12 protein-coding genes are annotated in these 15,109 nt (G+C 40.7%); 3 read left to right on the top strand and 9 right to left on the bottom strand.

Translation table 11 applies throughout. The annotated features are described in order from the left end of the window. Nucleotides 1-396 precede the first annotated feature (396 nt). Both F3D68_RS04440 and F3D68_RS04435 read left to right on the top strand, forming a co-directional pair. Nucleotides 397-987, top strand: a complete 591-nt coding sequence (locus tag F3D68_RS04440; RefSeq protein WP_224728227.1) for a UbiX family flavin prenyltransferase — start codon at nucleotides 397-399, stop codon at nucleotides 985-987. Between the two features lie 13 nt (nucleotides 988-1,000). After that, the gene (locus F3D68_RS04435; RefSeq protein WP_151193257.1) at nucleotides 1,001-2,017 is read left to right on the top strand and encodes a DUF475 domain-containing protein; all 1,017 of its coding nucleotides are present in this window, start codon (nucleotides 1,001-1,003) and stop codon (nucleotides 2,015-2,017) included. A 66-nt stretch (nucleotides 2,018-2,083) separates the two neighbouring features. On the opposite strand, the gene F3D68_RS04430 is transcribed toward F3D68_RS04435, so the two are convergent. From F3D68_RS04430 to gcvT, 5 genes are all read right to left on the bottom strand, one after another. After that, nucleotides 2,084-2,503: a GIY-YIG nuclease family protein gene (locus F3D68_RS04430; protein ID WP_224728226.1), complete on the bottom strand. Its 420-nt coding sequence runs from the start codon at nucleotides 2,501-2,503 to the stop codon at nucleotides 2,084-2,086. Beyond that, on the bottom strand, nucleotides 2,451-3,905 hold the full coding sequence (gcvPB, locus tag F3D68_RS04425) for an aminomethyl-transferring glycine dehydrogenase subunit GcvPB (protein ID WP_151193256.1): 1,455 nt from the start codon (nucleotides 3,903-3,905) through the stop codon (nucleotides 2,451-2,453). Before gcvPB ends, F3D68_RS04430 begins: the two co-directional genes overlap by 53 nt. 3 nt (nucleotides 3,906-3,908) lie before the next feature. Beyond that, entirely contained in the window at nucleotides 3,909-5,291 is a 1,383-nt protein-coding gene (gcvPA, locus tag F3D68_RS04420; protein ID WP_151193255.1) for an aminomethyl-transferring glycine dehydrogenase subunit GcvPA, read from the bottom strand. Nucleotides 5,292-5,562: 271 nt separating this feature from the next. After that, on the bottom strand, nucleotides 5,563-5,946 hold the full coding sequence (gene gcvH, locus F3D68_RS04415; protein WP_151193254.1) for a glycine cleavage system protein GcvH: 384 nt from the start codon (nucleotides 5,944-5,946) through the stop codon (nucleotides 5,563-5,565). 39 nt (nucleotides 5,947-5,985) lie between these two features. Continuing rightward, nucleotides 5,986-7,092 (bottom strand): glycine cleavage system aminomethyltransferase GcvT, encoded by a 1,107-nt coding sequence (gene gcvT, locus F3D68_RS04410; protein ID WP_151193253.1) that lies wholly within the window; start codon nucleotides 7,090-7,092, stop codon nucleotides 5,986-5,988. 193 nt (nucleotides 7,093-7,285) lie between these two features. Between gcvT and ylqF the strand changes: the two genes are divergently transcribed. After that, a complete protein-coding gene (ylqF, locus tag F3D68_RS04405; protein ID WP_151193252.1) occupies nucleotides 7,286-8,128 on the top strand; it encodes a ribosome biogenesis GTPase YlqF in 843 nt (280 codons plus the stop codon). Between the two features lie 2 nt (nucleotides 8,129-8,130). Here the strand turns inward: ylqF and F3D68_RS04400 are convergent, their stop codons facing one another. The 4 genes from F3D68_RS04400 to aceE form a co-directional block, all read right to left on the bottom strand. Continuing rightward, a complete protein-coding gene (locus F3D68_RS04400; RefSeq protein WP_151193251.1) occupies nucleotides 8,131-9,096 on the bottom strand; it encodes a biotin--[acetyl-CoA-carboxylase] ligase in 966 nt (321 codons plus the stop codon). Between the two features lie 140 nt (nucleotides 9,097-9,236). Further along, nucleotides 9,237-10,655, bottom strand: a complete 1,419-nt coding sequence (lpdA, locus tag F3D68_RS04395) for a dihydrolipoyl dehydrogenase (RefSeq protein ID WP_151193250.1) — start codon at nucleotides 10,653-10,655, stop codon at nucleotides 9,237-9,239. Nucleotides 10,656-10,670: 15 nt separating this feature from the next. Next, a complete protein-coding gene (aceF, locus tag F3D68_RS04390) occupies nucleotides 10,671-12,251 on the bottom strand; it encodes a dihydrolipoyllysine-residue acetyltransferase (RefSeq protein ID WP_151193249.1) in 1,581 nt (526 codons plus the stop codon). Nucleotides 12,252-12,310: 59 nt separating this feature from the next. Then, nucleotides 12,311-14,992 carry a pyruvate dehydrogenase (acetyl-transferring), homodimeric type gene (gene aceE, locus F3D68_RS04385; protein ID WP_151193248.1) on the bottom strand — a complete coding sequence of 894 codons (2,682 nt, stop codon included), beginning with the start codon at nucleotides 14,990-14,992 and terminating at the stop codon, nucleotides 12,311-12,313. Between the last annotated feature and the right edge of the window lie 117 nt (nucleotides 14,993-15,109).

Below are 15,109 nucleotides of genomic sequence, written 5' to 3'. Positions count from 1 at the left end.
TATCGTGTCACGACAACGATGCAAACCAAAGAAGGGAAAACCTTACATATTCGTAAGTCAACTAAGCCCAATCATGAGCAGTCTAAGATTTATAAAGCCTGTAATGCGCCAGCTATTCCGCTAAAGCAGATCATCACAACGCTATAATGCGTCGATCACGTCTCCACAAAAAATCAAAAAAAATCTGTAGTGCCTTAACTCAACTTTGTGTATGGCTCAATGCCTTATGCTGTCTACGTTTCAGAAATTTTGCTTACCAAGTTGGGTATTGAGCAGATATTAAATTAAAAATAGCACACTTATTTGCTCATCATTGCTCTGGGGCGTATGCAATACGCCCCTACAAAAACATCTATAAAATACCGCACCTGTCATATATACTTCCAACCAATTTAAATGATGACTTTATTATTCAAGCACATGCTTAAACATAATCGAATTATTATTGCGTTATCCGGTGCCACTGGCATTGAATATGCTGTCAGAATGCTCAAAGTTCTAAAAGTGCAAGGCATTGAAACGCATTTAATCGTATCAAAACCCGCTGAAATGACACGTGAATACGAAACAGCGTATCGCTCACAAGAGATCAAATCCTTAGCACATAGCTATTATGCTAATGCTGATATTGGCGCTAAAATTGCCAGTGGTTCCTATCCAACCGATGGCATGATCATCATTCCCTCATCGACCAAAACCTTGGCTGAAATTGCCAATGGCATAGGTGATTCGTTAATCGCGCGTGCTGCGGATGTCGTGCTCAAAGAGCGACGTAAACTGATTATTTGCTTAAGAGAAACGCCATTTAGCTTAATACACATTGAAAACATGCAAAAAGCGACATTAGCAGGTGCGATCATCATGCCGCCTGTACCTGCTTTTTATCACAAACCGCAAACGCTTGATGACATCATCGATGACTTTGTTTATCGTACACTCGATGTTTTTGGACTAAATTTACCTCAAATGAAACAATGGCAAGGATAGAAGGATAATAAACATGCATCAAAACCTTAAGTATTTTTACAGTGCTTTTTTCATTACGATTGTTGGCATTATTGCCGCAGTCATGCTTGAACCAACACACAAAGCCTATGCGCTTTATTTGATTTTGGTTTTGGCACTCTTGGAGATTTCATTGAGTTTTGATAATGCAGTCGTTAATGCTAAAGTATTGGCGAAAATGCCTAAAAAATGGCAAAAAATATTTATCTGGATTGGTTTGCCAATTGCTGTATTTGGCATGCGCTTGATCTTCCCTATCCTCTTGGTCAGTGTGACGACAAGCCTATCTTTTCTTGATGTTTTTAAGCTTGCTACTAATGATCCTGCGGCTTACCAGCATGCTTTAGAACTCGGTTTTCCCACGATTTGCGCATTTGGTGGTGGCTTTCTAATCATGGTGTTTTTGAAGTTTTTCGTTGCTGAGAAACATGATCTTCACTGGATCCCTGCAATTGAAGAAAATAGATTTATTAGCCTGATTCGCCACTATCCAGGTGGCTATATTATCTTTGCATTAATTATTGGCTTTATCGTTATTTACAATGCAGATACTAATCAAGGTGGCACACTGGCACTTGCATTTTTAATGGGCTTAATGGTGCATGAAGCATTAGGTATTTTAAACCACGCCTTTGGTAGCAATATGACGGGCAAGGTTATGCAAAATGGTCTTATGGGCTTTTTATATCTTGAAGTATTAGATGCGTCTTTTAGCTTTGATGGTGTGATTGGTGCCTTTGCCATTTCAACGAATATTTTCATTATCATGATTGGTTTAGGTATTGGTGCGATGTATGTGCGCTCACTAACCATCTTCTTTGTTGAGCATCAAACCTTAACGAAATTTCGCTATCTTGAGCATGGCGCACATTACGCCATTGGCTTTTTAGCGATTATTATGTTTATCAAGATCTACACTCATGTACCAGAATGGTTAACAGGGACTGTTGGGATTGGTTTAATTATCGTGGCATTTGTTCACTCAAATATTGCAAATAAACGCTCAACATAACTCTTACTTGCCTTCGACTTACGCTCAGGCAACGTGGTCATATGATGAGGAAGGTGGAACCCCCTATCAATGATCTTCTGGTGAATTTTTGCTCTTATTAGAATTTCGGCAAATCGATAATATATGTAACTGATTATAATCACCTTGAATTAAGGCTTCTTTTTTCTTTCGACTCCAGCCTTGAATTTGCTTTTCTCGAGCATAAGCCTCATCAATTCGATCAAATTGTTCAACAAATACTAACTTTACTGGCAAACGCTTACGTGTATGATTTGCTCCTTGACCATTTTGATGCTCCCACAGCCTAAGCTCAACATTCTTGGTGCTCCCTGTGTAATAACTTCCATCACTACATTCAAGTATATAAACAAATGCTTGCATAAGCTTATTCCCCGTTGGCTGAGCGTCAGTCGAAGCCAAACACTCTACTTTGTTAGCAGCACTGCCCAAAGACAACATCAAGCTCGCGCACGGCTTTAACATCATCAACGCGCTTTACCGGTTGCGTTAACGGAGCTTCTTTCATTTTCTCAGGATTCGTTCGTGCTAACTCACGAATTTCAATCATCGCATTAACAAACTGATCCATTTGCTCGCGCGTTTCTGTCTCAGTCGGCTCAATCAATAAACACTCGGGCACCAACAATGGAAAATACATCGTTGGGGCATGCATATCATGATCTAGAAGCTGCTTAGCAAAATCATTGGCATTAACACCATAGGCTTTTTTCTCAGGTGCTAATGAAACAATAAATTCATGTGACGCACGACGATTAGGTAATGCGATGGTAAAGCCTGCCAACTTCAAACGTGCCATCATATAGTTGGCATTTAATGTGGCGATCTCTGAAGCTTTGGTTAAACCATTACCACCTAATGTTTTAAGATAAACATAAGCACGAATCAACACGCCAACATTACCCATAAAGGCATGCATCGCACCAATGGTTTGTGGAATTGCCTCTTTACCTTTGATGCGGTAGATATCACCCTCTTTAACAATGGTTGGCACTGGCAGATAAGGCAATAAACGCTTATTCACGGCAATCGGTCCACCTCCTGGTCCACCACCGCCATGCGGTGTTGCAAAGGTTTTGTGAACATTCATATGCATTACATCAAAGCCCATTTTGCCTGGTTTGGCTTTACCCATAATCGCATTTAAATTCGCACCATCATAATATAAAAGCCCGCCCACCTCATGCACAAGCTTAGCCACCTGCTCGATATCACGTTCAAATACGCCCATCGTTGATGGGTTGGTTAGCATAATCCCTGCCGTATTAGGTCCTAGGACTTTCTTTAAAGCCTCAATATCAATGTCACCGGTTTTAAGTGATGTTGGAATCTCAATCACTTTGCACCCTGCCATCACCGCGGTTGCAGGATTGGTACCATGTGCGGCATCCGGCACAATGATTTCATTGCGATGTGCTTCATTATTGGCAATATGATACGCCCTGATCATCTGCACACCGGCAAACTCACCTTGAGCACCGGCACAAGGCACAAGTGACACACCATCCATACCTGTGACTTCGCTTAAAATTTCCTGTAATTCATACAGCATCTCCAACAGACCCTGTTGTGTCAATTCATCTTGATAAGGATGGATATTTAATATCGATGGATTAAACGCACACTTCAACGCAATACGTGGATTGTATTTCATCGTACATGAACCCAATGGATAAAATTGCGTATCAATCGAGAAGTTCTTTTGCGATAACTTGGTGAAATGACGTAAGACTTCAAGCTCACCTAATTCTGGTAATAAGGGCTTATCATCACGCAAATGTTTTTGGTCAAAATGGATAGTATCTGATACTGCCCATTTTTGTGAATTTGCTCTACGATTTTCCGCTGATTTTTCAAAACTAACTGTCATTGATTATACCTCTGCTGCACAGGTTGCTAGAACTTTTGTTAATACATCGACATAGCGATTTAGATCCGTCTCATTGTGCACTTCAGTGACACACACCAATAAGCTATTGGCCTGTTGCGCATCAAACTGCCCAAGATCATAACCTAACTGAACCTGCTCTTTAGTCGCAAGCGCCTTAGCTTCTTTGGCTGAAATCGGCAAGTCCACAACCATTTCATACATATAGTTATGTGTGAAACGAACCTTAACACCTGGTATCTTTGCTAGCTTCTCTATCAATCGATGCGTGTTTTGGTGCGATTGTAATGCCACTTCTTTTAAGCCAACAGCTCCCATCAGTGTCATATAAACTGTTGCTGCTGTGACAAGTAAGCCTTGATTTGAACAAATATTTGATGTCGCTTTCGCGCGTCTGATATGCTGCTCGCGCGCTTGCAGTGTCAAACAAAACGCTTCTTTACCATCAACATCAACCGTGCGTCCGACAATGCGCCCTGGCATTTGACGCGATAGCTCTTCCTTGGTGGTAATAAACCCAAAATAAGGACCACCTCCACTTAAAGGCAAGCCTAAACTTTGACCATCACCACAAGCAATATCGGCACCATCTTCCTCTTCTCCCCAATAGCCAGGTGCTTTTAACAAGCCTAGCGTCATTGGATTGACAAGACCGATAACCATTACTGAAGACTCATGCGCCCAATCGGTGATTGCATCAAACTCGGTAATCTGACCATAGAAGTTAACCTGCGGCACGATAACAGCGGCATAATCACCCACTTCAATTTCAGGTAAATCATCAATTTCAGTTTTACCAACATTTGGATTTGGCGTTAAAAACTCAAGTTCAATCCCTTGGGCATGTGTCATGGACTTAATGACATCGACATACTGCGGGAAAATCGCATCCGTAATCAGCACTTTCTTACTTTTGATTTTCTTATTAGCACGCACTGCCATCAACACGCTTTCAGCTAACGCTGTGGCACCATCGTACATCGAGGCATTAGAGATATCCATCCCCGTTAATGAAGCAATCATTGTCTGATATTCATAGATCACTTGTAATGTCCCTTGTGAGGCTTCTGCCTGATATGGGGTATATGAAGTATAAAACTCACCACGACTAATGACATCCGTAACAATCGCTGGCGTGTAATGCTGATAAGCACCCGCACCAATAAAGTTGGTTTGCGGAATATTTTTAGCGCACTTATCATTAAACAAACGATGCATTTGGCACTCATTCAAACCATCTGCCAAATTCAAATGGCTTTTACTTTTAATCGATTGGGGAATCTCATCAAACAAGTCTTCAACTTTTTTTGCTCCAATCGTATAAAGCATCATATCAATGTCACGCTCGGTATGCGGCACAAAAGGCATATAGGCTCCTTATATCATGATAAAAAATAAGTTGAATTTTAATTACCCCTCACCCGCGCAGCTTAATGCTGCACGACCTCTCCCACAAGGGGCGAGGTAATAAGTAGTGCAACTTATTTTTCATTGTTACTATGTTTTTATCATCTTACTTACAAGGGCGTATTCAATACGCCCCTACTTACACTTAAAAAGTTATCATCGTATTTTATCATTACAAACAAAAACGCCCGATGTCATCACAGCTCATCGGGCGTCTCTTTATATGCCAAACTTAAGCATCAAGCTCATCTGCATATTCTTCTGCAGACAATAAATCATCTAACTCGGTTGGATCATCCATTTTAATTTTGAATAACCAGCCCTCATCATAGCATCCTTCATTAACCATTGACGGTGAGTCAATCAATGCTTCATTGACCTCAACAATTGTTCCTGAGACTGGTGCGTAAACATCAGATGCAGCTTTAACTGATTCAACAACACAGACATCATCACCTGCTTTTACTTCATCATCTAATTCAGGCAGCTCAACAAATACAAGTTCACCTGCACTTGATTGCGCGAAATCATCAATCCCACAAACGGCAATATCACCCTCAACACGCACCCACTCATGTGACTTGCTGTAGCGACACTCTTCTCTTATTTCTGCCATTTTTTTCTCCTTAGGTTTTATATGTCATTCATTAAGATATTAATTTTCAGTCACTGCCTTTTGGCATTCTCTATATACTTTTTCGCCTTTGCGTACAAAAGGAAATTGCACGATTTTAGCCGGTACTTGTTTATTACGGATTTCAACAAATACATTCTCAGCATCTTTAGGAATACGTGCAAGCGCTATACTTTCAGATAGTGTTGGTGAGAAAGTGCCACTGGTGATAACCCCTGTTTTACTACTTCCTTCAACCACAACTTTTTGACCATGACGCAGTACACCGCGATCCAAAAGTACCAAACCGACAAGCTTGCTATCAATTGCAGGTTTTTTATTTAGTAACGCCTTTTTCCCGATAAAGTCGCGATCATCAGTTAATGCTACTGTCCACATTAATGCTGACTCAATTGGTGTTGTCGTTTGATCCATATCTTGGGAATAAAGATTCATCCCCGCTTCTAAGCGTAAAGTATCGCGTGAAGCTAGACCACAAGGGGTTACACCCTCGTCAATCAACTTATCCCAAAATGCAGCTACTTCACTTGCAGGTAATGAGATTTCATAGCCATCTTCACCGGTATAACCAGTGCGCGCAATCATCCACTCACCATTTTTATGCATGCTAAATGGTTTTAAATTTCTCACCTCTTCTGTAGCTAAGTTTGCTAATGCAACATCAGCCTTTTGCCGCGCCTCAGGTCCTTGCACAGCAATAATTGCCAAATCATCACGTACATTAATCTTGACGTCGAAATTGCTTTTATGTTTATTCATCCACTGAACATCTGTTGTGCGATTGCCAGCATTAATCACCAATCGAATAAAGTCATCCCTAAAATGATAAGCGATAAGATCATCAACGATACCTGCTCCTTCATTGAGCATACAAGAATACAAAGCCTTGCCTTGTGGTACTTTATTAATATCATTGGCTAATAAAAATCGAATAAAGCGCTTTGCATCCTTGCCAATAATATCAACCGTTAGCATGTGACTAACATCAAACATGCCGGCACTTTTGCGTACTGCATGATGCTCTTCAATCACGCCTTGATATTGAATAGGCATCTCCCAGCCAGCAAAGTCAACCATTCGTGCATTGTGTTGTAAATGCTTTTCATATAAAGGTGTTCTTAATCCCATGAATAACCTCGTATGGCTTAATCCTCTTACGTCGAGGGCTCATTATAGCCAAAAGAAAATAGTGAATAAATCGCTAATTGGCAGAAATTTACAGAATTTAAATTCCCCTCACCCGTTTCTTCATATTGTTTACTTCACTGGGCAAATACGCTAAGGTAGCGATCAATTTACTATAAATATATTTTACCTTACGATGATTCACTGGTTTCCAGGGCATATGCACAAAGCAACAAAAGAGCTTATTAAGCTTATGCCACAAATTGATATTGCAATTGAAGTTGTTGACGCGCGCGCACCTGAGGCAAGTGCCAATCCGGTATTGCATGAAGCAGCCAAAAGCAAACCGATTATTAAGATTCTCTCTAAATCTGATCTTGCTGATCCTAAAGTCACCAAACAATGGCTTCAGTTTTATAATGGTAAGGCGATTGCCTTGGACATTGCACGTGATAAAAAAAGCGCGCAAAAGATCATACAATTATGCAAAAAGCAGCTGCCCAATCGCGGCACGCTTTTAAAGCCAATACGTGCGGTTATTTTTGGTATTCCTAATGTTGGCAAATCAACACTTATTAACAGTCTTGCCAAGCGCAAAATCGCACAAACGGGCAATGAGCCTGCCGTCACTAAAAGGCAGCAAAAAATTGAGATTGAAAAACATTTTTATCTTAATGACACACCAGGGATTATGTTTCCAAGCCCGAAGGATGAGGGTTGTGGCTTCAAACTTGCCGCGATTGGTTCGATTCGTGATACTGCCATGGATTATCCAACAACTGCTTATTTTATGCTGCAACTATTAAAAGAAGATTACTCTGGGGTATTAAGTTCTCGTTATAAAATTACTGAAGACTCAGAAGATTTAGAACAGATGCTTACAGAAGTTGGTAATACACTAGGGCAGCAGCATATGCATCATATTGCCGAGAAACTTATCCAAGATTTCCGCCAAGGCAGAATAGGTAAAATAAGCTTAGAAACACCTGAGAATTATTTAAAATTTCAGGTGGCTGAGAATATTGAAGAAGGTATCTAAATTTAGCTTTTTTTAATAACAGAAGCTTCACCTGAAGCAAATAGACGCTCGCCATCATCAGTCTTAAGTCTCAGCTGACCTAATGCATTGACACCATGAGCAATACCCGTAATCACCTCTTTATTTAAAATATTTAAACCAATCGTTTTACCTTTTAAATAATCATATTCAGCATAATCATCAACAAAAGCGCTAAAATCCTTGTTTTCAAATCGCTCTAATGTTGAGATCAGTTCATTGCTAATGTCGATGGCTAAGTCATTGCGATCGATATAATGATTTAATTCACTTGTCAATGATGTCCAGTCTTGTGTGATATCATCGCGTTGCTGCATATTAACGTTCACACCAATACCAATCACAATCTGGCTTTGCGCATTTGACTCAGCTTTAACTTCAATCAAAATACCTGAAAGTTTTTTAGCATTGATATAAATATCATTTGGCCATTTGATTTTAATATCTAATGTTGGATATTTATTCACTAAAGCTTTTGCAACACTCACTGCCACTGCCAAACTCAAACCTGATAGCTCACTTAATTCTTTTTGTAAGCTTACCTTCAGTGAGTAATATAGATTCTCAGCAAAAGGTGAGCACCACACACGATCAAAACGCCCTTTGCCTTGACGCTGCTCTTCTGCGATACAAATATGATAATCGCTTTTAAGCGCTGAATTCTGCAAGTAAGTATTGGTTGAATCAACGGTTGTTAAGCATTCAAGCGCTACATTTTCAACCGCAACAGCTGCTAGAATCTTTGCTTGATCAAGCATAATAAGTGGTGATTGTAGCTTATAGCCATGAACACGATGCGACTCAATCGCTATATGATAATCATTTTGCAGTTTTTGAATCGCTTTCCATACCGCAGCGCGTGTAATCCCAAGCGTATTACCGATGGTCGTGCCATCAATATAAGTCTCATGACTTAACTGCTTTAAAATCTCTAACGTTGTTGTATTCAATTATGATTACTCCATTGTGTAACTGTGTCTTTTATTGACACATTCAGCAATATTGACAGTAAGGAAATAAAAACATGCCCCAAAGAGCATGTCTTGATAAGATATTAAAAATTTAAAAGGTCATGTTGTCGTAATCAGAGTTACTTCTTCTTAGGCGCATAAATATCAGTTGCCGTCCCCTCATAAACCTCTGTTGCCATCATCAATGTTTCAGACAGGGTTGGATGCGGGTGAATCGTCAATGAGATATCTTCAGCATCACAACCCATTTCAATGGCCAATGATGCTTCAGCAATTAACTCACCGGCATTTGGACCAACAATACCAGCACCGATGATGACATGGTTTTCATCATACAGGACTTTGGTCATGCCTTCATTGCGCCCAATACTAAGTGATCTGCCGCTAGCTGCCCATGGGAATACACCCTTGTCATATTTGATACCTTTTTCTTTGGCTTCTTTTTCAGTTACACCAACCCATGCGACTTCAGGATCAGTATAAGCAACTGCTGGTATGCATTTTGGTTCAAAGTAATGCTTCATACCAGAGATCACCTCAGCAGCAATACGCCCCTCAGGAACCGCTTTGTGTGCTAGCATTGGTTGACCAACCACGTCCCCTATCGCATATATATGTGGCACGTTTGTTTTTAACTGATTATCTACAGCGATAAAGCCACGCTCGTCAACGTTAACCCCTGCTTTCTCAGCATCGATTAATTTACCATTTGGTGTACGCCCTACCGCCAAGAGAATACGATCAAAACGCTCATCTTTAGCAGCTTTTTTACCTTCCATTGAAACATAAAGACCATCTTTTTTCGCTTCAACTTTCGTCACTTTAGTCTCTAAGCGAATATCATAACGCTTAGACATCATTTTCTCATAAGGCTTAACGATATCTTTATCAGCAGCACCCATTAATTGATCCATAAACTCAACAACGGTAATTTCAGTACCTAATTCGCTATAGACTTGCGCCATCTCAAGACCGATGATACCACCACCGATAACGAGCATTTTCTTTGGCACTTCTTTCATCTCTAGCGCACCTGTTGAATCAATAATACGTGGATCCTCTGGAATAAATGGTAATTTAATTGAGCTAGACCCCACCGCAATAATCGCGTTTTCAAACGCAATCTTTTTAACGCCATCTTTTGTTTCAACCGCGATTTCATTAGCACCTGTAAACTTACCATAGCCTTGAACAATCTCAACTTTACGTTGCTTTGCTAAGCCCTTTAAGCCACCTGTTAACTGACCAACGATCTTATCTTTGTAACCTAAAATTTTATCTTTATTGAAAGTTAAGTTATCAAAACTAATCAAGCCGTCTTTTTCTAAGTGACGCGCTTCATTAATGACTTTAGCGACATGCAACAACGCTTTTGATGGGATACATCCAACATTCAAGCACACACCACCAATTGAGTCATAACGCTCAATAAGTACAACTTTCTTACCTAAATCTGCCGCACGAAATGCTGCACTATAACCGCCAGGTCCACTACCTAAGACAACGACTTCTGTTTTAATATTGTTTACATCACTCATTTTTTTACCCTTTGTTTATAAAAGTATTTCTCTTAAATCTGCCAAAATTGCACAGTAACGCGTTAAGAACTGTGCTGCTAACGCGCCATCAATCACTCGATGATCGGTTGATAATGACAATGGCAACATCGTTCTTGGCGCAAACTCTTTACCATTCCACACCGGTTTAATCGCAGCCTTTGATACACCCATAATTGCCACTTCAGGCATATTAATAATTGGTGTAAATGCTGTCGTACCCAAAACACCCAAGCTTGAAATGGTAAATGTCGCACCCTGCATATCATCAGGCTTTAACTTACCATCACGCCCTTTCTTAACTAGCTCCATAATCTCGCGTGAAATCTCAAAGATCCCTTTTTGATCGGCATCTTTAATCACCGGCACAACAAGACCTTTTGGTGTATCTGCGGCAAAACCGATATTAAAGTATTTCTTAACAATTAAACTCTCACCATCATTCGATAATGAGCTATTAAAACGTGGGTATTCTTTTAATGCCACAGCTGCGGCTTTAATCAAGAATGACAACGGTGTGACTTTAACCCCTGCTTTTTCAGCAGCTGCTTTTTTCGCATTTCTAAATTCTTCAAGATCAGTAATATCTGCATCATCATAGAAAGTCACATGCGGGATCTTAACCCAGTTACGCGCTAAGTTCTTAGCACTTAATTTATTAATGCGTGACAGGCTTTCGACTTCAATCTCACCAAATTTGGCAAAATCAATCTGTGGATCAGGTAAAAGATCTAAACCACCACCACTTGATACATTGCCTGACTGAACGGCTTGCACGGCTTTTTTGATATAATTTTCACAGTCTTCTTTGGTAATACGTCCTTTGCGACCTGTTGCCACAACACGTGCCAGCTCCACACCTAAGATACGCGCCAAACGACGCACAGCAGGTGATGCATGTGCATTGGTATTATGCACATCCGTGGTTTCAACTGCAGCAGTTGACTGAGCTTGAGCCGCTGGGGCAGAAGCTATCGCTGCTTCTTTGGTTTCTGGTTGTTTTGGCGCAGGTGCCACAGTTGCCGCACCTGTCACTTCAAGGGTTAGCACCAAGTCGCCTTGTGATACTTTATCACCAATTTTGATTTTGACATCAACGACTTTACCTGATTCAGGTGCTGGAATTTCCATTGATGCTTTATCAGTTTCAAGCGTTGCTAATGAATCTTCAGCATTGATCTCGTCTCCTGGTTTGACGTTAATCTCAATCACATCAACCCCTTTATAGTCACCGATATCAGGAACGGTCACATCAATCACCTGTGTACTTTGCGCTTGTGATGGTGCAACTTCTGCCGCTGCAGGTTCTACTGATTGAGGTGATGGAGATGAAGCAGCTGCATCAGTTTCGACCGATAGAACTAATGAGCCCTCTGAAACTTTATCGCCCACTTTGACATTAATCTCTTTAACAACACCTGCAAAGGGAGCTGGAACTTCCATTGACGCTTTGTCTGTTTCTAGGGTAACTAATGAGTCTTCTGCCTCAATTACATCACCCACGTTGACATTCACCTCAATTACATCAACATCTTTATAGTCACCGATATCTGGTACTGTGACTTTTTGTACTGCCATGCAATTTTCCTCTTGTTTTTATTTTTTTAATTTTTTTAATTTAGTTTTAAAACGCCCGATTAGTGACTTACTGGATCAAGACGTTCAGGATCAATATTGTATTTCTTAATCGCGTCTTTAACCACTTTAGCAGTCACCGCACCTTCGCGTAACAAGCCAGTTAACGCGGCAATAACTACATGATAACGATCTACTTCAAAGAAACTTCTTAAGTTCTCACGCGAATCAGAGCGACCAAAGCCATCCGTACCTAAGGTAATATAATTTGTAGGCATAAACTCACGTAATTGCTCAGTGTAAAGCTTGATATAATCCGTTGATGCAATCACAGGTCCTGTATGGTCTTTTAAACATTTCTCAATATGCGTCTGTTGTGCCTTTTTATCAGGGTGAAGCATATTCCAGCGCGCTACTTTACGACTATCGCGATAAAGCTCATTCGCTGAGGTCATGCTCCAAACATCACTTGTTACACCAAAATCTTTCTCTAATAACTCAGCTGCTGCCTCAACTTCACGCAAAATGGTGCCTGAACCCATTAGCTGTACATGCTTTTTCGCATCGGCTTTTTTGGCACCTTTTAACAAATATAAGCCTTTGATAATACCTTCTTCAGAGCCTTCAGGCATCGCACCATGCACATAGTTCTCATTCATTACCGTGACATAATAGAAAACCTGTTCACCTTCAACATACATGCGACGCATACCATCCCAAAGGATAACAGCAAGCTCATACGCATACGTTGGATCATAAGAGATACATGATGGAATAAGACCGGCTTGAATATGACTATGCCCATCTTCATGTTGAAGCCCTTCACCATTAAGTGTGGTGCGTCCTGCAGTGCCTCCTAATAAGAAGCCTTTGGCATGTGAATCACCTGCCAACCATGCAAGGTCACCAATTCTCTGAAAACCAAACATTGAGTAATAAATATAAAATGGAATCATCGGTACACGATGAACACTATACGAAGTGGCTGCCGCTAACCATGAACAAAAACCGCCGGCTTCATTAATACCATCTTGGATAATCTGTCCATCCGTTGATTCCTTGTAATACATCACTTGCGCTTTATCTTCTGGCACATATTGCTGACCGCGATGATTATAAATGCCTAGTTGACGGAATAAACCTTCCATACCAAACGTACGTGATTCATCTACTGTCACTGGCACCAAACGATCTTTTAGCTCTTTATGACGTGTTAGATTAACAAACATACGTACAAATGCCGTTGTCGTTGAGAACTCACGATCACCACTTGCCTCTAAGAATAACTGACCAAAATCCTGATAACTTGGAATCGGTAAAGCAGTGTTATTTTCAAAGCGTGCAGGCGCGTAACCATCTAATGCTTTACGTTGCGCATGTAAATAAGCATGTTCTTTAGAACCTTCTTGGAATTTTAAAAATTCCATATTCTCAACTTGCTCATCCGTTGCCGGCACATCAAATCGATCACGAATATATTTTAGTGCTGCGGTATCAAGCTTTTTAACATTGTGCGCAATGTTTTTAGACTCACCCCACTCACCTAAACCATAGCCTTTAATCGTCATTGGTAAAATAACCGTTGGCTTACCTGTTGTATTATTAACAGCGCGCTGGTAAGCAGCATAAACCTTAATCGGATCATGCCCACCACGCATTAAGTTTTGTACATCTTCATCAGTGTAACCTTTGCCCATTTCTTCTAGCTCTGGATCGCCACCAAAAATCGTTTGACGCAAATCTTGCCCACCATGCGAACGTGCAAACTGCATCTGACCATCATTCATCTGCGCTAAACGCTGTTGTAATTTGCCATTAGTATCTTTGGCAAATAATGGCTCCCAATTACTGCCCCATAATACTTTAATGACATTCCAACCGGCACCTGTGAAGATCTGAGCGAATTCCTCAACGATCTTGCCATTCCCATCAACAAGACCATCTAAGCGCTGAAGGTTACAGTTAATCACAAAAATCAGATTATCCAAGCCCTCACGTGCCGCGCGATTAATCGCCCCTAATGATTCAGGCTCGTCCATCTCACCATCACCACAAAACGCCCATACACGGCGATTGCTGGTTTCAGCTAATTTACGTGCTTCTAGATACTTCATAAAGCGTGCTTGATAAATCGCTTGCAATGGACCAAGCCCCATTGAAACTGTTGGGAACTGCCAATAGGTTGGCTGTAAATACGGATGCGGATAAGATGATAAGCCTTTATCACCATTAAATGCTTGTTGACGGAAGTTCTTTAACTGCTCTTCAGTTAAACGCCCTTCAAGGTAAGAACGCGCGTAAATCACAGGCGTTGTATGCCCTTGGTAAAATACTAAGTCTCCTGCTTTTGTTTCACTTGGCGCATGGAAGAAGTGGTTAAACCCGACTTCATAAAGCGTCATAATTGAGGCACCTGAACCGATGTGCCCACCCAATGTGCCATCTTTTTTATTGGCTTTAGCAACCATAACCGCCGCATTCCAGCGATTAAGATTCTCAATCTTTTTCTCAACTTCCAAATCCCCTGGATAACCAGGCTGATCAGCCACTTTAATCGTATTCATAAACGAAATACTTTTCGCAGGCGCATACGCACTATCAATACCAATTTCACCAGCGCGATCTAATAAACGATTTACCAGAAAACTAGCACGTTCGGCACCTTCACGTGTCACGACATCTTCTAATGCTTCTAGCCACTCTTGCGTTTCGGTTGTATCAATATCATGAAACCTTTCAGACATGTTGCCTCCATAGACAGTTAAAACTTAAAAAGCTCAAAAAAACAATTAAAGCTAAGTATTAAAAACGGCGACAATTATAAACCTAAGATACCTGAAAATATAGGCGAATTAGCATTT

The sequence above is a fragment of the Cysteiniphilum sp. JM-1 genome (genome assembly GCF_008711525.1).
Classification (GTDB): domain Bacteria; phylum Pseudomonadota; class Gammaproteobacteria; order Francisellales; family Francisellaceae; genus Caedibacter.
The sequence above is the reverse complement of the archived record's forward strand: the minus strand, read 5'-3'. Positions and strand labels throughout refer to the sequence as shown.

What these genes read in the sequence shown, in the direction of transcription:
- F3D68_RS04430 (WP_224728226.1), bottom strand. Translation starts at nt 2,503, where the DNA reads ATGATGTTAAAGCCGTGCGCGAGCTTGATGTTGTCTTTGGGCAGTGCT.
- aceF (WP_151193249.1), bottom strand. Translation starts at nt 12,251, where the DNA reads ATGGCAGTACAAAAAGTCACAGTACCAGATATCGGTGACTATAAAGAT.
- aceE (WP_151193248.1), bottom strand. Translation starts at nt 14,992, where the DNA reads ATGTCTGAAAGGTTTCATGATATTGATACAACCGAAACGCAAGAGTGG.
- gcvPB (WP_151193256.1), bottom strand. Translation starts at nt 3,905, where the DNA reads ATGACAGTTAGTTTTGAAAAATCAGCGGAAAATCGTAGAGCAAATTCA.
- F3D68_RS04440 (WP_224728227.1), top strand. Translation starts at nt 397, where the DNA reads ATGATGACTTTATTATTCAAGCACATGCTTAAACATAATCGAATTATT.
- ylqF (WP_151193252.1), top strand. Translation starts at nt 7,286, where the DNA reads ATGATTCACTGGTTTCCAGGGCATATGCACAAAGCAACAAAAGAGCTT.
- gcvPA (WP_151193255.1), bottom strand. Translation starts at nt 5,291, where the DNA reads ATGCCTTTTGTGCCGCATACCGAGCGTGACATTGATATGATGCTTTAT.
- gcvT (WP_151193253.1), bottom strand. Translation starts at nt 7,092, where the DNA reads ATGGGATTAAGAACACCTTTATATGAAAAGCATTTACAACACAATGCA.
- F3D68_RS04435 (WP_151193257.1), top strand. Translation starts at nt 1,001, where the DNA reads ATGCATCAAAACCTTAAGTATTTTTACAGTGCTTTTTTCATTACGATT.
- gcvH (WP_151193254.1), bottom strand. Translation starts at nt 5,946, where the DNA reads ATGGCAGAAATAAGAGAAGAGTGTCGCTACAGCAAGTCACATGAGTGG.
- lpdA (WP_151193250.1), bottom strand. Translation starts at nt 10,655, where the DNA reads ATGAGTGATGTAAACAATATTAAAACAGAAGTCGTTGTCTTAGGTAGT.